Origin of the sequence: Saccharospirillum salsuginis (assembly GCF_014651855.1) — a bacterium.
GTDB classification, from domain to species: Bacteria; Pseudomonadota; Gammaproteobacteria; order Pseudomonadales; family Natronospirillaceae; genus Saccharospirillum; species Saccharospirillum salsuginis.
On the sequence record NZ_BMXR01000005.1, the window covers coordinates 71,471 to 87,694 of the forward strand.

Sequence of the window (16,224 nt, forward strand, 5' to 3'; positions counted from 1 at the left end):
TGCGTATCTTAATGATCTGCGCCGCGTTGTCAACCGTTTTCTGAGCTTTTTTCTTTTTAAAACAATCACTTAGGTGCGCTTTAAAAAGTGCTTTCGAGGTAGGTGCAACACCCGCTTCAAAAGCCGCCCGAATCCGACGTCCTCGCCGCCGTTGGCTGCGAGGGAGGCGTATAATAGTCTTTTTCTTTCGCCGGTCAAGGGCTGAATCGGAAAAAGTTGACGGGAATGTGACTGAGCGGTGTTTGGGGGGCTTTGTGGCGGGGTAAGGGTGTTGGATTACGGCCTTCGGCCTAATCCAACCTACATATCGGGCAGATTGATGTAGGGTGGGCACCGCCCACCAGGGGAGTAGAACCGGGCATGGCATTCAGCGTGCGCGGTGGGTTGGCCATATGTGCCGACATTGTAGGAATGGGAGGTTTCTTATTGGTGGGCGGCCGAAGCGTCGGACCGACCCACCCTACAAAGTGGCACCCTACGCTATGGCTGTGGTTCTTCTTTGGGGTTTGGCGAATTTGGCCAGGAGGCGTTCGCCCAGCAGGATGATGGCGATGAAGGTATAGAGCCAGGCCTCGAGGGAGGACACTCGGGATTGCATCCAGAAGTGGATGACCGCCAATACCAAAATGCCGTAGACAACACGGTGCAGTCGTTTCCAGTTCTTCTTCAACTGGCGCACCATCGCCTTGGGCGAGGTCACCGCCAGGGCCAGCAGGCCGGTCCAGGCGATCATGCCCAGGTAGATGAAAGGGCGCTTGCCGAGGTCTTCGATAAACACGGCCAAGTCCAGCTCGATCCAGCCGATCAGGTAGATGCTGAGATGCAAGCTCGCATAGAAGAAGGTAAACAAGCCGAGCATCCGCCGATAGCGAACGGCCTTGTTGATCGGGGTGCGGCGCTTCAACGGCGAGCACGCCAGCGTGATCAACAACATCCAGAGCGTCCATCGTCCCATTTCCTGGAGGATGACTTCGAGAGAGTCCACGCCCAATGCCCGGGGGTCGAACAGGAACAAGCCCCAGTAGTAGGCCGCCGGTGCCAGTGCCGCCAGGAAGAGGACCCACCACACCGGCCCCTGGTTCAGTTTGATTGGAAACGCCATCAGAAGAACTTCCGCAGGTCCATGCCCTCATAGAGGGAAGCGACTTCGGTGTAGCCGTTGAACATCGCTGTCGGGATGCGTTCGATGTTGCCGTTGGGGCCGATGCGCCGTTCGTTGGCCTGGCTCCAGCGCGGATGGTCCACATTGGGGTTCACGTTGCTGTAGAAACCGTATTCGCGGGCGCTGGCGAGGTTCCAGGTGGTCGGCGGCTCTTCCTCGACGAACTCGATCTTGACGATGGACTTGATGCTCTTGAATCCGTATTTCCAGGGCACGACCAGTCGGATCGGCGCGCCATTCTGGTTCGGTAGGGGTTCGCCGTACATGCCGATGGCCAGGAATGACAGCCGGTGCATGGCTTCGTCCATGCGCAGTCCTTCCACGTAGGGATAGTCGATGAAGGAAAAACGGCTCTTCTGGCCACGCATTTCCTCGGGCCGGAACAGCGTCTGGAAGGCCACGTATTTGGCGCTGGAGCGCGGTTCGAACTGTTTGAGCAGCGTACCGAGCTCGATGCCGACCCAGGGAATGACCATCGACCAGGCTTCGACACAGCGCAAACGATAGATGCGCTCCTCGGTCTGACGCGCGCTGACCAGGCTTTCCAGATCCAGGGTTCCGGGTTTGTCGCACAGGCCGCCGACTTCGATTTGCCAGGGGTATGGGTTGAATTCATCGGCGTATTTGGCCGGGTCGTCCTTGCCGGTGCCGAATTCATAGAAGTTGTTGTAGGAGGTCACATCCGCTTTTTCGGTCAGGCCGTCTTCGGTACTGACACTGCGGAACAGGGTGTTCTCGACCTTTTGCGCCAACCAGTGCGGTGCGGCCGGTGGCGTGGCGAACGCCCCCGGAACCAGGCCGGCCAGTGCCAGACCACCGGCGGCCTGCATGATCTGGCGCCGGTTCAGGTAGGACTGGCGGGGGGTTACATCGTTTTCGGTCAGATCCGTGGGGCGTTTAATCAACATAATGGCAGTCCGCAAGAGTGTGGAAAGATGTACGTCCTGCCATTACGACCGGTTTGCTATCGGGAAGTTCCCGCCTTGCGCGCATTTCGGTATTGGCGCATGCGACGCCAGACTTCAAAAACCGGGCCGGACAGGGCATAGAGCACCGCGATCGCCAACAGCACCTTGGCCGGATCCAGCGCGATGATGGCGATGACCATCACGGCGATGAGCAATACGACAAAGGGTACGCGACCGCGATCGCTGAGATCCTTGAACGAATAGTAGCGCACCGGGCTGACCATTAAAGCCCCGATCACCGGAACCAGGACAACCATCATCCAGGCCACGGACTCGCCGGACACACCGGATTCGGTCAGCGCCCAGACGGTCGCCCAGACGATGCCGGCACCGGCCGGGCTGGCCAGGCCGACGAAGAACTTCTTGTCGACGGTGTTGATCTGGATGTTGAATCGCGCCAGCCGCAGGGCGGCACCGGCGACGAAGATGAAGGCCGCGACCCAGCCCAGCTTACCCAGGCTGTGCAGGGACCACTGAAAGGCCAGCAACGCCGGTGCCACACCAAAGGCGAGGTTGTCGGACATGCTGTCGTACTGGGCGCCGAACTCGCTCTGGGTGTGCGTCATCCGTGCGACCCGGCCATCCATGCCATCGAGCAACTGGGCCACCAGCAGGGCCACCGACGCTTTGACGAAATCGCCGCCGATGGACGAAATAATCGAATAGAAGCCGGCGAACAACGCGGCGGTGGTCAGCAGATTGGGCAACAAATACACGCCCCGCCGGGGATGGCCATTGGGTTGTATGGGCAAGCGATCCGAGACGGTCTCGGTGTTTTCTGTGGAACGCATGGGTCCCCCTATATTCAGTCAATGTGTGGCCGCCGGGGCTGTCAGTCTAGCCGAAGGCGGCCGGAATGCGTCAGGTCGTCTGGTTCAACTCCGAGGCGGTGCGCCAGAAGGCGTTGACCAATGGATCCTGCAGGCGCCGGTTCAGAACGCAGACGCCCACGTCGAAAGGCTGCAGTTCGGTATCGGTCTCGATGCGGACGATCTTGTCCTTCAACGGGCTGTTTTCAATGACCAGCCCGGGAACGACACCGACGCCAAAGCCCAGGCCAACCATGCTGACGATGGCTTCATGGCCGGCGATCTGGGCGTAGATGGTCGGTTTGAAGCTGTGCGACCGGAACCACTGGTCCAGACGTTTACGGGCCAGGCCGTACTCGGAAACAATGAACGGGATCTGTCCCCAGGGAATCGGCGACTCGGCCAACTGGGCCCGAACCGGGCAGTCGATGGCCGGCGCGATGAATTCCAACGGTGTTTCGACGATGGAATGAAACATCAGCGGGTTGGGCAGATGATCCGGGCGCGGCGCGACGGCGATGTCGGTCTCGTCGTCCATCACCTTCTGCATGGCCATGGCATAGTCCCCGGTTTCGAGAATCACCTCGATATTGGGGTAACGGGACCGGAATTCGGTCAACAGGTCGAGCATGAAGGTATAGCTGGCCGTGACCGAACAATACAGCCGGATCTGGCCACGCAGCTCGATCGGGTCGTTCTGCAGTTTGTGGCGCAAATCCTGCCACTGGGCCAGCGTGGACTCGGCGAATTCCCGGAACAATCGGCCAGCCTGGGTGAGCACGACCGTGCGGTTGTCCCGCTCGAACAGGGTGGCCCCCAGTTCGTCTTCCAGCCGAGCGATACTGCGGCTCAGCGTGGACGGGCTGACGTGCATGGCCTCGGATGTTTTGCCGTAATGCAGTGTTTGGGATAAGTGCAAGAACTGCTTGAGCGCGCGCAGATCCATAGACGGAACCTCCTCTGACTGCAGCCGATTATGCCACGTCGCGCGTTATATTGCAGCAAACGCAATATACGCCGGCCTCAGTTGCACAAACAGTCAGAGAAGAAGATCGACGGATCAATGATTCAGAGCGGCATCGGCCAGATGTTCCAGGACGTTCAGCGCCACCCACACCAACGAATCGCCAAACGACAGCGCCAGATTCACCAGCGCGCTGGGCTGGCTGAGCATCACCGTCAACAGCAGTGTCACGGTCGCCATCCAGAGTTGTTTGAGAGTCATGGTCTCCTCCCTGTCAGGATCACACCGATGGGCGTGATCGCGTTGGACCGGCGTTCGGTCGACATGACGTTCGCCGGTTGGACAGTGTATCAATACAAAGCCGCGGAATCACCTGTATTCCACCGGCCGGTCAACAATCAATCGAGTCGGTTTCGCGCCAGAAACGCCGGCGAAAACCAACGCTCGGGGATCTCGACCGAGGCCACCTCGCGATATTCGATGCGGGTCACCTCCTCGCCCATGACCTCGTCAGTCAGCGACAGGCCTGTCACGACCAGTTCCGGACCGGATTCGTCCAGGTGGAAGTCGGCCGTCTTGGCCAGTTTACCCGAGGTCAGGAAAAACCGGGCCGACAAGGGCGCGAAATCCCCGGCCCGGACCGTCAGTTCCACACGCTGATAACTCAAACCGGCGCGGGCTGCTTCCAGCGTCAACATCAGTTGGTCGTCCGCCTGCGGTACCCGCTCGACTACCCGGTAGTCTTCCTGCCAACGCAGTGAAGCGATGTCGCCGATGGACGCTTCGCCGAGCATTTTCTGCATCGGAGTGATCCGGATCGGGCGCTGGCTCGACGGCAGGAAGAGCCAGAACTGGTCGTCCAGCATCAGGATTTTCTGGCCGGCTTCGCGGCCACTGCGCACCAGCGCCAGCGACCGTCTGTCCGTTCCTACGTAAACGTCGTACTCACTGGATCGGACCAGTTCTCCGTTTTCCCGCACTTCGATCAGGGTATCGACCCTGACGTTGCCCTCGCCCGTTCGGGCCGAATCCAGCACCGCCAATTCCGGGGCTTCGTCGGCCCGCAACGACCCGATGGTGATGATCGCCAGAATCATGATAAACGGCCAGGGGCTGCGCATGATTGGACTACGCATAATTCAGAGCCTCCACAATGGGTTTACGAACACCTTTCAGGGTGGCGAATCCGCTTGCCAGAACCGACAGAGCGATGACCAGGGCCGAACTGATCCAGGCGACCTGCAGCGACCAGTACACCTGCAGCGGGTACCCTTCGGTCTGCCCCGGCGGTGGCGGCATCTGCACCTCGAAAACCATCAACCCGAGGGACAACAGTCCAGCCAGCGCCAGACCAACCAGGCTGCCCAGCCCACCGATCAAACCGGCCTCCATCAGGAACAGGCGCAGAATCTCCCGGCGCCGGGTGCCCATGGCCGCGAGCGCTCCGATTTCCCGAATGCGCTCCATGACGCTCATCGACGCTGTGTTGAAGATGGCGAAGCCAACCATGGCGAGGATGACCACGCCCATGACACCGAAGATGCGGTTATAGAGGTTGCGCACACTCTTGTAGAAGAAGGCCCGTTCATGCCAGGCGGTCACGCCGAGCTCGGGGTAGGCTTCGACCAGCTGCCGGTAATAGTCGTCGGCGTCGTCGTTGTCGCTCAGGTAGACCCCGATGCGGGTCACGCGGTCGCTGTTCAACAGGCGCTGGGCGTCCTCGATTTGCGTCATGACCAGGCGACTGTCCATCTCCGGGACCCCGGTGGAGACGATACCGCGCACCACGACATCGATCGCATTGAGCGCGCCATCGACGGTTGTGCTCATCAGCGTCAGGCCATCGCCGACACCCACTTTCAGGTTATTGGCCAGGGATTGCCCGATCAGTGCCTGGGCATCGGTGTTGTCTTCGCTCACGCCGAACAAGCGGCCGTCGTTCAATTGCATCACCGGACCGCGCACCTGAAACAGCTCGGGTTCGACGCCTTCGCCCAGGAAAATGGTCGATTTATCCCCGTTGGTGATCAGGCCGCTGAACTCGACTGTGGCCAGGGTGTCGCGCACCTCCTCGTCGCCGAGCAGTGTCCGTTGCAACGAGGCCGCCTCCTCGAGCCCGTATTGCAGCGGGAAGTCTTCCTGTTCGGAGTAGAAATCCGGATGGGTCAGGATGACGTGCCCCTTGTCGCGCATCGCGAATTCCTGCAGGGACTCATAGGTGTAGAGCGCGAACCCGCTGGTCGCCATGATGCCGGTCACCCCGATCGCGGTGAGCATCAGGGTCGCCAGGGTTCGACGCCGGTTTCGGCCCAGATTGCTCCAGGCCAGCAGCAGCCATTTCATACCAGCACCTCCCCGGCGGTCACGCCCTCGGTGGTCGAATTGTGAACCAGATGGCCGTGATGCAGCCGGATCAGTCGGTCACACCAGCGCGTCAGGCGGGCGTCGTGCGTCGCCACCAGCACAGTGGATCCGTACTGTCGTCCCAGATCGCGCAGCAACTCGACCACGGTCAACGCGGTATCCTCGTCGAGGCTGGCCGTCGGTTCGTCGGCGATGATCAACTCCGGTCGCTTGGCCAGTGCCCGGGCGATGGCCACCCGCTGGCGCTGACCGCCGGACAGCCGGGCCGGTCGCTTGTCCAGCAGGGTGTCGATGCCCACGGCTTCGGCCAGGGACCGCACCCGCTCTTTCTGTTCCGTTCCGGACATCCCCAACAGCATCAGGGGGTAGGCGATGTTGTCCCAGGCGCTCATCACCGGGATCAGATTGAAATCCTGAAACACAAAGCCGATGGTGCGGCGGCGCAGTTCGGTCAGGTACGCCTGGGTTTGACCGGTGAGTTCCCGGTCGTGCCAGAACAACTGGCCGCTGTCCGGCCGGTCGATCAGGCCGCACAGGTTCAGCAGGGTCGTCTTGCCGCAGCCGGAAGGTCCGACCAGCCCGACGAATTCCCCGGCAACCAGTTCCAGATCGACACCCGTGAGGACCCGTTGCTCGACCTCGTCCAGGTGATAGCTCTTGGTCAATTGTCGTGTTCGGAGCAGGCTCATGTCACTCTCCCGCCTCCGCCAGGGCGTCGCGCGCCGCCGTTGTGAAGTCGTCGTCTACCGGTAGCGCCGCCAGGCGTTGCAACAACTGGATCTGCCGGTCCTTTTCCTCGGCCTGCTTGGCCGCCAGCGCCGCGTAATAGTGGATGTAGCTGTGCACCTCGGGCGCCACTTCGTCGAGCAGCGGGCTCTGGCTGGATTCCAGCAACAGCGCATAGCCCTGTTCGAAGCGGCCGAAAAAGTCCGGCACCTGGGTGAAGGTGATGCCGGCGAGGCTCTTCACCTGCAGGCTGACCGGCAGACTGTCGAACCTCCACTCATCGTGTTCCGGGCGCAGCAGGCGCTGGGCTTTACCCATGGCGGCCAGGCCGTCCTCGGTCAGGCTCATCTTGTTCCAGGGCATCCAGGCGTCCCGGCCTTGCAACGTCTGGCTGCCGCCGAGCAGCGTCAGGATCAGCGGGTCCTCCGGGTGTTCATCGCGCAGGGTTTCCAGCATCGAGACCGCGTTTCCTGTGGCTTTTTTATCGCCCTCGGTACCGGCCAGGTAATACCGGTAGGCTTCTTCGACTTCCGGGCCGTAGGGGGTGGATTCCGCGAAGGTCGCGGGGATCCAGAGACTGAACAGCAGTGTGAGTATCGTCAGGGTTCGCATGGCTTCTCTCCTTGTTATTAAGGTATGAAGCCACTCTATGGCGACGGGCGGGATGATGTGGGTCAAATCGACGAATGGTTGTCTGAGGGAATAAACGGCACAGCTTTGGAGCCAGCGGCTACATGGTTTTGAAGCGTTCGGCAAAGCGGCGGCTGACGCCGAGCGGTTTGCGCGCGCCGCGCACATGCACCTTCAATTGACCGGAGAAACTGCGCTCGACCCGGTCGATGCGGGCGACCTGCACCAGGGTCGACCGATGAATGCGCCAGAAGGCCTGATCGTCCAGCTCCGCTTCCAACTGCTTGAGGGACTTGCGCAGCAGGTACTCGCCTTCGTCGGTCACCACCGTGGTGTATTTGTCCTCGGCCAGAAAATAGAGCACCGAGGCCACATCGATGATGTGGATGTCTTCGCCGCGCTGAACGTTCAGCCAGCGCAGGGATTCGCGGGATCCGTCGCGGCTCAGCAGCCGTTTCAGGTCCGACAGGTCGACTTGGGTCGGAGCCGGCCGCGTCAAGCGCTGTAGAATACGATCGCGGGTCTGTTCCAGCCGCTTTTCATCGACCGGTTTCAACAGATAATCGATGGCTTCGTGCTCGAACGCCCGCACGGCGTATTCGTCGTAGGCGGTGAGAAACACAACGGCGCATTCCCGGGTCAAACCGGCCTGCTGCATGCGCTCGGCCACATCCAGCCCCGTCATGCCGGGCATTTTGATGTCCAGAAACACGACCCGGGGCCGCACGGTCTCGATCAGTTGCCAGGCTTCGTCCCCACTGGAGGCCATGGCGGCCACGTCCAGTTCGGACCAGACATCCCCCAGCATTTGCTTGAGATGAAAGCGCAGTACCGGTTCGTCATCGGCAATGATGGCCGTGAGTTCATCCGTCATTCGTCGGTGTCTCCGTCGACAGGGGCACACGCAGGCACACCTCGGTGCCTTGCTCCTCGCCGGGTTTCAGGGTCAGCGACGCGGCGTCGCCATAGAGCATGCGCAGTCGGTCGCGGACATTGCTCAGCCCGACCCCTTCGCCACTGGACTTGGGGGCGTTACCCAGACCCAGCCCGGTATCCCGAATCCGGATCAATAACCGTCCCTCTTCCCGGCTGGCCAAGACATCGACGCACCCGCCCTGTGGGCTGGGCTCGATGCCATGCACCACGGCATTTTCCACCAAAGGCTGAATCAGTAAAGGCGGCAGCGGCACATCGCCGAGCGCGTCCGGCACGTCGATGGAAAACCGCAGCCGATCCCCCATCCGGATGGCCTGGATCGCCAGATAACTGCGCACAATGGTGAGCTCCTCATCCAGCCGGGTCTGGTCCTGACGGGTTCGGCGCAGGCTCGCGCGCAGCATGGTGGTGAGCTCACCGACCAGCTGTTTGGCGGCCGCGCTATCCTGGTCGATCAACCCCTGAACATTGGCCAGGGTGTTGAACAGAAAATGCGGTTCGATCTGGCTCTGCATCAACTTGAGCTGACTGAGCATCAGGTCCTTGTCTTTCCGGGCCGCCTGCAGTTGGTGTTCGCTCACTTCCCGGTGCAACCGCTGGACCCGATAGGTGGTGTAGAAGAAATAAAACACGATGAGGCTGAACATCGCGGAAATCGCCATGTTGCCGAGAATCAGCGCCCATTGCTCGCGAAAGTCGATCTGGAAGGGGTTGCCGAAGATCACGGCCAGCAAATTGACCATGCCGATCGCCAGACCGACGCTGACCCCGATTCCGTTCCTGAACAGCTCCGAGCGGTCCGGCCAGGCCAGATGGGACAGGTTGATGGTAAGCACCATACTGATGCCGAACCCAAGTGAAATGCGCAGATTCAGCCAGTAACTGGCTTCGTTCATCAACTGGGTCATCCAGGCGATCAGCGCGCAAATCACGGCGGTGGACCCGACACCGACCACCCATTCGGACAAGGTCCGGTCACCGAAGGTCCGTTGGGTTGTCGAGGGGGTGCGGGGAGACGCGCTCATGGTGCCAGTACCCAATTGAAGCCAAAGAGATAGACATCGGACCGGCCGATGCGGCCCAGAATGCCCGAGGACGAGGTGGACTGCCAGCCTACGCGCACCTCGGCTTGCTGAGTCCAGGCATAGGACAATTCGAGGTCGGTCAGCGGCGTCGCTTCATCGGCCCAGAAACCGATCAAAGTACCGGTCAGGTCCCAGTCTCCCCAATTCTGGGTCAGGCGGATCATCGAGCGATGCTCGGTCAGCGTCGGCGTTTGCCAGGCCGGTGCCAGTGCCATGGCCTGGGGCGTACCGGACCAGACATCCAGATCATCCGCCAGACGCCGCCAGTCGATGACGGACAGCGCCCGGCTGTCGTAGTGATGCTCCAGCCAGAGTTGCCAGCCGGATGCGCCGCTGACCTGGGCGCCGACCAGCCCGTTCCAGGCCGCCCCGGCGCTTTGGTCCAGTGCGCTGTCGCGGTATTGCCAGCGCTCGGCCGATTCGTACCCGACGACGGAGCCGTGATATTCCCAGCGCTGACCGGGGACCCAGGAGGCGCCGACGCCGACGCGCCAGCTCTCCTGATACCCCACCAGCGCCTGCCAGTCGAGCGCGCCGGCGAACCCCTGAGTCCGAAGGGCACAGAGTTCCGGCTCGTCGTTCAGGCGCAGCGAGCACACGGCCTGGTCCGTATTGATGCCGCGAAACTGTTGAATCGACACCAGGGGCTCGGCCAGAGTCTCGGAGCGGCCGTCTTCGGGACCGAGCCAGTTCAGCGGGTTGGCCAGATAACCGTAGTCCCAGTGCAGGTTTTTTCGCCCCAGGGTCAACTCGTAGTCCCCCAGGCGGCCGTCGTAAAACGCCTGACGGACCTGCAGTGCCGAATCGGCCTGCGGTTCGAACCGCAGATCGAGCTGAGCGCCGGACTGCGAGACCGACAGGTCGTAGCGCTCGCGCCAGTCGAAGGGCGTCTCCTCCACCAAAGGCAGTGGTGCGTCGACGGTTTCCTGCCGTTCGGCCTCCCAGTCGGCCTCCAGACGCCAGTCCAGCGCCGAGGCCGGCAGAATCAGCATCAGGTTCAGCACCCCTGGAATGACATACCGTTTCGCTGACATCGCTTGGTTCATCAGAACACCTGATTGAAACTGACAAAGAATTGCATGTCGCCCGCATCGGACACACCCAGATCGGCCCGGACCTTCATCTGACCATCCGGCGGCAAACCAAAGCGGAGGCCACCCCCGAGGCTGGACGGGTTATCCCAATCGCCATCGGAAGCGATCCAGCCGGTCTCGACAAAGGTCACCCCGGACACCCAGCCGACGATCGGAAAACGCAGTTCCGCCTGGGTGGCCAGGCGAGTATCACCGACAAAACGACGGGCCACATACCCGCGCAACTGACGATCGCCGCCCAACGCCGCCTCGAACACATCGCCGTCGGTCACCTCCCCTTCGGCCCGAAGCGCCAGCACACTCTCTTCGAACAGGGGGACGTACCGGCGCAGATCCAGCTCGCCGCGCCAGCCGGTGTTGTCGAGATCTTCGCTGTGCAGTACGTCGGGCAGGACATCGACGGCCGCGACCGCATAGCCGCCCTGCCTCGGGTTCAGATTCGCATTCCGGCTGTCCCAGCGCACACCCGTGCCAGGATACGCAATGACCGTCTCGCCGTCCCGCTCGTGATGCCGTCCGCTGACGGACAAGCGGCCAAAAACAGACCAGCGCTCGGTCAATGCGCGATCCAGTTCGTTGCCCAGATCCAGCGTCCACCGGTCGAACCGTTCGTAATCGGACTCGCCTTCGGGAAACTCGTAGTCGAAGAAATTATCGGCAGAGACCGCCACCGTGTGATCCCAGCCGGGCCAGAGATCGGTGCGACGCTGCCGCGCCTTGACGCTGAACTGTCCGCCGAAGGTCCCCTGAACAAAGATTTCCTGATAACGCGGCCGCTCCGGTTCCGCCCCCGGTGCCGGATAGCGAAACCATGCGCCCCCCAGAATAGTGCCGTAGACCGGATCGTAGCCGAAGATCGGGGAAATCGCGGTATTGTAGGTCGGCGCCTCCGGCATTCCCACGGAGGCCGCCTCCGCCGAACCCCAGGTCAGACAAACGGTGGACACCACCATCACAGTCAATCGATTCACAACAAGTCCCATGTCATTGAGTGGATGAAGCCACCCTAAATCGTTGACCCGCAAGCCACAGGCCCGGGCGACGAACGGCAAGGCACCGGGACGATCGGCCGATAACGGGCGTGAACGGCAGCGGCGGTGAATGAACACAGTGTGTGAGAGGGTTCATGAAATCTAAATGTAAGCGCTTTCATCTGGTTAAAAAATACGCTAACCTGATTCTGTCATTGTGGAAAGGCTTCCCGATGCCAGTCGTTCGAACACCTCAAACGGGGTGACCGGGCGCAAAAAGGTGTAAGCGCTGACTCCTGAAACATCCCGCCGACCTACCGGTGGAACAACAAAAACAACGAGCGAATAACGCCAACACAACAACAATAGAGGCAACCATGAAACATACCGAACTTGTGGCCGGGCGCCCGCACCGGGCGAACGCCCGTGGCCGCTGCCTGCTTGCCACGCTGATCACGCTATCCGCCCCCACCTGGGCCGCCGACTGGCCGACCGAAGCCATCGGTCAGGGGTCCGTCAGCCTGGAACGCGTCGGCTGCCAGCTGTTCGACTGGGAACAGCAATGCCGCTCCGAGCGATCGCTGCCACAAACCGTCTATGTGACGGACAACATGACCGGCCCGATTCCGTCGAACGACTGGGCCAGCTCGGTCATCGTCGATCAGTATTCCAAGGCACTGTACGCCCACCCGCTGTCCTTTATGGCCACGCCGGAAGGCTTCGAAATCGGCAACCCGCCGGAGACCACCGAACCGCTGGATTACATGGGCGAAACCGTTGTCCGCCGCTCCCACATCGGCCAGGCCGATCTGGTGGTCAAACCGTCCACCTTTTCCCCGCCGGACGCCCGTGCCGACCGGGTCACCGACTGGACCTACCGCATCGTCATGGGCAACGGTACCCAATCGATGGCCGCGACCATCGGCCATGGCCTGCCTTTCGCGTATTTCGAGTTCGAACAGGCCGAACCGCGCATCGACCTGAAACGCGGCACTCAGATGGAAGTGGTGCAACAGGACGGCCATGCCCTGCAGGTGCGCGTGCTCGATCCGGTCACCGGCGACTGGAACCACTACGGCCTGTTCGCGCCCGAAGGCACGCAATGGACCATCGGCGCTACCACCATCTCGGCCGACCTGCCCACCGGGCGGGACTATTTCAGCGTCGCCGGCCTGCCCGACGGCCTGGCCGACACCTTTGATTTTTACCAGGCCCGCGCCTACAACTTCGTCACGGACACCCGGGTTGACTGGCAGTACAACGAGCAACAGGGCAAGCTCTACACCCACTACAACGCCACGCTCGACGCCAAACCAGAAAGCACCGCGACCGGCACGGTACTGGCGCTCTACCCGCACCAATGGCGCAATCTCGACGGGACAGCGCTGACGCAACAATACGACAGCATCCGCGGCGTCATGAAAACCGTCGCCGGCACCGGTTTCACCACAGTGCAGGACTTCAACGGCATTCTGCCGAGCCTGCCCGAGCTGCCGGATGCCAATGCCACCGCCCAACTGACCCAGCATCTGACCGACTACTACGGTTACGGCTACAGCCTGGAACCCAAGTTCATTCAGCCAGGGGTCGACGGTTCCAACACCGGCTACGACACCTACTGGCTGGGCAAGAACCTGAACCGCCTGTACGGCCTGGTCAGCATCGCCGACATGCTCGACGACACCAACCCGGACATCGCCGAATTGACCGACACGATGTTCGACAGCCTGAAAGGCCAGCTCGAATACTGGTTTGACGCCGACAAATCCAACCCCGACAACTACTTCTACTACGACCAGGACTGGGGCACCCTCGTCGGCTACCCGGCCAGCTACAACAGCGATACCGACCTGAACGACCACCACTTCCACTACGGCTACTGGATTCAGGCCGCCGCCCAGATCGCCCTGCGCGACCCGCAATGGGCCGAAGACAGCCAGTGGGGCGGCATGGTTAAGGAACTGATCCACGACATCGCCAACCCCGCGCGTGGCGACAGCCGCTACCCCTTCCTGCGCGCGTTCGATCCGTACGAAGGCCATTCCTGGGCCTCCGGCACCGTGCCGCATGAAGAAAACACCTTTGAAGACTGGTCCGGGGGCAACAACCAGGAAGCCTCGTCCGAGGCGATCAACGCCTGGGCCGGCCTGATCCTCTGGGGCGAAGCCACCGGCGACACCGAGATCCGCGATCTGGGCATCTACCTCTACACCCAGGAAGTGGAAGCGGCCAACAGCTACTGGTTCAACCTGTACGGCGACCTCGACAACCCCGCCTACGGCAACGTCGACGTCTCCCGCGTCTGGGGCGGCGGCTACGACCACTCCACCTGGTGGACCGAAGACCCGATCCAGACCCACGGCATCAACATGCTGCCGATCACCGGCGCCTCGATGTATCTCGGCAAGGACCCAGCCTACGTCCAGACCAACTTCGACGCCATCTGGACCGAATACGCCCTCTGGGACGGCGACGGCGGCATATTCAACAAAGAGGAAGTCCGTGTCCGTTGGCAGGACATCGTCAGCGAATACCTCGCCTTTACCGACCCGGACGCCGCCCTCGAGCGCTGGAAAGACACCAACCTCAGCGACGACCCGGTCAACGGCGTCGACCCGGCGCTCGGCATCGAATTCGGTGAATCCCGCGCCCACACCTACCACCACATGAAGACGCTGCAGCTGTTCGGCCAGCCGGACTTCAGCGTCCGCCCGATTGGCCACGCCCTGGGCATCGTCTTCAACAAGAACGGCGAGAAAACCTACGTCGCCTACAACAGCGCCGACACCACCCGAACCCTGGCGTTCAGCGACGGCATGGGCATCGAAGTGGCCGCCAACTCACTCGGCCAAGGCGCCGGATTCCCGGTCGATATTGTCGAAGACAGCGACAACGACGGCGTCCCCGACACCGACGACCTCTGCCCCAACACCCCGGCCGGCACACCGGTCGACAACGATGGCTGCGCCCTTCCGCAAGACTCGGACAACGACGGCGTCAACGACGACCAGGACCTCTGCCCCGACACCCCCGCCGGCACCCCGGTCGACAACGACGGCTGCGCCCTGCCGGATTCTGACGGCGACGGCGTCAGCGACGGCCAGGACCAATGCCCCGGCACACCCGCCGGTACCCCGGTCGACAGCACCGGCTGCGCTCTGCCCGAAGACTCGGATAACGACGGCGTAAGCGACGGCCAGGACCTGTGCCCCGGCACACCCGCCGGCACCCCAGTCGACAGCAATGGCTGCGCCCTGCCGCAGGACTCGGATAACGACGGCGTCAACGACGACCAGGACCTCTGCCCAGGCACACTCGCCGGCACCCCAGTCGACAGTGACGGCTGCGCCCTGCCCCAGGACTCGGACGGCGACGGCGTCAACGACGACCAGGACCTCTGCCCCGGCACCCCGGCCGGCGCCGACGTCGACGCAAACGGCTGCGAAATCGTCGAACTCTTCGGTGTGCAGCACCTCGACAGCGACAGCGCCGTCCTCTTCGTCAACACCACCGACTGGGCCGACGCCCACTACACCATCAACCAGGGTGGCCAGCTCAACGTCCGCATGATCCAGCAAAACGGTCGCAACGAATGGGTCATCGACGGCCTCAGCGACGGCGACCGGATCGACGTCTTCTACACCTACCTCGACCCCGACTGCGCCTGCGTCAAAGACAGCAGCTACACCACCTACTACCACTCGGTGATCATTGAGGACACCGACGGTGACGGCGTCCAGGACAGCTACGACGCCTGCCCCGGCACACCCGCCGGCACCGAGGTCGACAGCACCGGCTGCGCCCTGCCCGAAGACACCGACAACGACGGCATCCCGGACGGCCAGGACCAATGCCCAGGCACCCCGGCCGGCCCCCCCGTCGACGCCAACGGCTGCGCCTTGAGTGACAGTGATGGCGACGGCGTCTACGACAACGACGACCTCTGCCCCGGCACCCCCGCAGGCACCCCGGTCCACGATGACGGCTGCCCGATCACCGACGAATTCGGCGTCACCACCGTCGACACCGACACCGCCCTCCTGTTCGTCAACTCCGACGCCTGGGCCGACGCCCATTACCACGTCAACCAGGGCGGCCAACTCAACGTCCGCATGATCCACCAGAACGGACGCAACGAATGGACCGTCGACGGCCTGCAAAGCGGCGACCGGATCGACGTCTTCTTCACCTACTACGACGGAGACTGTGCTTGTGTGATCGACAGTGAGAGCAAAACCTACTTTCACTGATTCCTGGTCATAGGCTCACGGACGAGCCCCCTTGTGAGCGCCGACGCTCTCAGCGGTGTTTGGGCTCGTACCACGGTAGACAGGGCACGGTGCCGGGGGTTGTTTATGCGGGGATGTGCGAGGCATGGATGCCGAGGTCAAGCCCCCATGGATGGGTTCACGGCGACCCCGCATAAGCAACCCCCGGCATCGGGCCCGGACCCTGGCACGGAGCCAACTCAACCCAGCCTCCCAATAACCCACGGCCATTCAACCACTTACCCAC

General features: G+C 62.1%; 14 protein-coding genes. 1 reads left to right on the plus strand and 13 read right to left on the minus strand.

What is annotated here, in order from left to right; all coding sequences use genetic code 11:
• Positions 1-475: 475 nt before the first annotated feature.
• The 13 genes from msrQ to IE111_RS10975 all read right to left on the minus strand — a co-directional run bounded on the left by msrQ (position 476) and on the right by IE111_RS10975 (position 11,709).
• Positions 476-1,102, minus strand: coding sequence for a protein-methionine-sulfoxide reductase heme-binding subunit MsrQ (gene msrQ, locus IE111_RS10915; protein WP_189608596.1), 627 nt, complete (start codon positions 1,100-1,102; stop codon positions 476-478).
• Positions 1,102-2,070, minus strand: a complete 969-nt coding sequence (gene msrP, locus IE111_RS10920) for a protein-methionine-sulfoxide reductase catalytic subunit MsrP (RefSeq protein ID WP_189608597.1) — start codon at positions 2,068-2,070, stop codon at positions 1,102-1,104. Before msrP ends, msrQ begins: the two co-directional genes overlap by 1 nt.
• A 56-nt stretch (positions 2,071-2,126) precedes the next feature.
• Positions 2,127-2,921: a CDP-diacylglycerol--serine O-phosphatidyltransferase gene (gene pssA, locus IE111_RS10925; protein ID WP_189608598.1), complete on the minus strand. Its 795-nt coding sequence runs from the start codon at positions 2,919-2,921 to the stop codon at positions 2,127-2,129.
• 70 nt (positions 2,922-2,991) lie between these two features.
• Positions 2,992-3,885 carry an HTH-type transcriptional activator IlvY gene (gene ilvY, locus IE111_RS10930; protein WP_189608599.1) on the minus strand — a complete coding sequence of 298 codons (894 nt, stop codon included), beginning with the start codon at positions 3,883-3,885 and terminating at the stop codon, positions 2,992-2,994.
• Between the two features lie 114 nt (positions 3,886-3,999).
• On the minus strand, positions 4,000-4,164 hold the full coding sequence (locus IE111_RS10935) for a hypothetical protein (RefSeq protein ID WP_189608600.1): 165 nt from the start codon (positions 4,162-4,164) through the stop codon (positions 4,000-4,002).
• A 137-nt stretch (positions 4,165-4,301) separates the two neighbouring features.
• Entirely contained in the window at positions 4,302-5,039 is a 738-nt protein-coding gene (locus IE111_RS10940; RefSeq protein WP_189608601.1) for an outer membrane lipoprotein-sorting protein, read from the minus strand.
• Positions 5,032-6,246: an ABC transporter permease gene (locus IE111_RS10945; protein WP_189608602.1), complete on the minus strand. Its 1,215-nt coding sequence runs from the start codon at positions 6,244-6,246 to the stop codon at positions 5,032-5,034. The genes IE111_RS10940 and IE111_RS10945 overlap by 8 nt, the downstream gene beginning before the upstream one ends.
• Positions 6,243-6,956, minus strand: a complete 714-nt coding sequence (locus tag IE111_RS10950) for an ABC transporter ATP-binding protein (RefSeq protein WP_189608603.1) — start codon at positions 6,954-6,956, stop codon at positions 6,243-6,245. The genes IE111_RS10945 and IE111_RS10950 overlap by 4 nt, the downstream gene beginning before the upstream one ends.
• Position 6,957: 1 nt before the next feature.
• On the minus strand, positions 6,958-7,605 hold the full coding sequence (locus IE111_RS10955; protein WP_189608604.1) for a hypothetical protein: 648 nt from the start codon (positions 7,603-7,605) through the stop codon (positions 6,958-6,960).
• A 118-nt stretch (positions 7,606-7,723) separates the two neighbouring features.
• A complete protein-coding gene (locus IE111_RS10960) occupies positions 7,724-8,497 on the minus strand; it encodes a LytR/AlgR family response regulator transcription factor (protein WP_189608605.1) in 774 nt (257 codons plus the stop codon).
• A complete protein-coding gene (locus IE111_RS10965) occupies positions 8,487-9,584 on the minus strand; it encodes a sensor histidine kinase (RefSeq protein WP_189608606.1) in 1,098 nt (365 codons plus the stop codon). Before IE111_RS10965 ends, IE111_RS10960 begins: the two co-directional genes overlap by 11 nt.
• Positions 9,581-10,690 (minus strand): hypothetical protein, encoded by a 1,110-nt coding sequence (locus tag IE111_RS10970; protein WP_189608607.1) that lies wholly within the window; start codon positions 10,688-10,690, stop codon positions 9,581-9,583. The genes IE111_RS10965 and IE111_RS10970 overlap by 4 nt, the downstream gene beginning before the upstream one ends.
• The gene (locus tag IE111_RS10975) at positions 10,690-11,709 is read right to left on the minus strand and encodes a BamA/TamA family outer membrane protein (RefSeq protein ID WP_189608608.1); all 1,020 of its coding nucleotides are present in this window, start codon (positions 11,707-11,709) and stop codon (positions 10,690-10,692) included. The genes IE111_RS10970 and IE111_RS10975 overlap by 1 nt, the downstream gene beginning before the upstream one ends.
• Before the next feature lie 377 nt (positions 11,710-12,086).
• Here IE111_RS10975 and IE111_RS24720 point away from each other — a divergent pair, with 377 nt between their 5' ends.
• Positions 12,087-15,959, plus strand: coding sequence for a glycosyl hydrolase (locus IE111_RS24720; RefSeq protein ID WP_189608609.1), 3,873 nt, complete (start codon positions 12,087-12,089; stop codon positions 15,957-15,959).
• Positions 15,960-16,224 lie beyond the last annotated feature (265 nt).

Bases quoted from the DNA above. Each gene is read 5' to 3' on its own strand.
- msrQ (WP_189608596.1), bottom strand. From the start codon at position 1,102: ATGGCGTTTCCAATCAAACTGAACCAGGGGCCGGTGTGGTGGGTCCTC.
- msrP (WP_189608597.1), bottom strand. From the start codon at position 2,070: ATGTTGATTAAACGCCCCACGGATCTGACCGAAAACGATGTAACCCCC.
- pssA (WP_189608598.1), bottom strand. From the start codon at position 2,921: ATGCGTTCCACAGAAAACACCGAGACCGTCTCGGATCGCTTGCCCATA.
- ilvY (WP_189608599.1), bottom strand. From the start codon at position 3,885: ATGGATCTGCGCGCGCTCAAGCAGTTCTTGCACTTATCCCAAACACTG.
- IE111_RS10935 (WP_189608600.1), bottom strand. From the start codon at position 4,164: ATGACTCTCAAACAACTCTGGATGGCGACCGTGACACTGCTGTTGACG.
- IE111_RS10940 (WP_189608601.1), bottom strand. From the start codon at position 5,039: ATGCGTAGTCCAATCATGCGCAGCCCCTGGCCGTTTATCATGATTCTG.
- IE111_RS10945 (WP_189608602.1), bottom strand. From the start codon at position 6,246: ATGAAATGGCTGCTGCTGGCCTGGAGCAATCTGGGCCGAAACCGGCGT.
- IE111_RS10950 (WP_189608603.1), bottom strand. From the start codon at position 6,956: ATGAGCCTGCTCCGAACACGACAATTGACCAAGAGCTATCACCTGGAC.
- IE111_RS10955 (WP_189608604.1), bottom strand. From the start codon at position 7,605: ATGCGAACCCTGACGATACTCACACTGCTGTTCAGTCTCTGGATCCCC.
- IE111_RS10960 (WP_189608605.1), bottom strand. From the start codon at position 8,497: ATGACGGATGAACTCACGGCCATCATTGCCGATGACGAACCGGTACTG.
- IE111_RS10965 (WP_189608606.1), bottom strand. From the start codon at position 9,584: ATGAGCGCGTCTCCCCGCACCCCCTCGACAACCCAACGGACCTTCGGT.
- IE111_RS10970 (WP_189608607.1), bottom strand. From the start codon at position 10,690: ATGAACCAAGCGATGTCAGCGAAACGGTATGTCATTCCAGGGGTGCTG.
- IE111_RS24720 (WP_189608609.1), top strand. From the start codon at position 12,087: ATGAAACATACCGAACTTGTGGCCGGGCGCCCGCACCGGGCGAACGCC.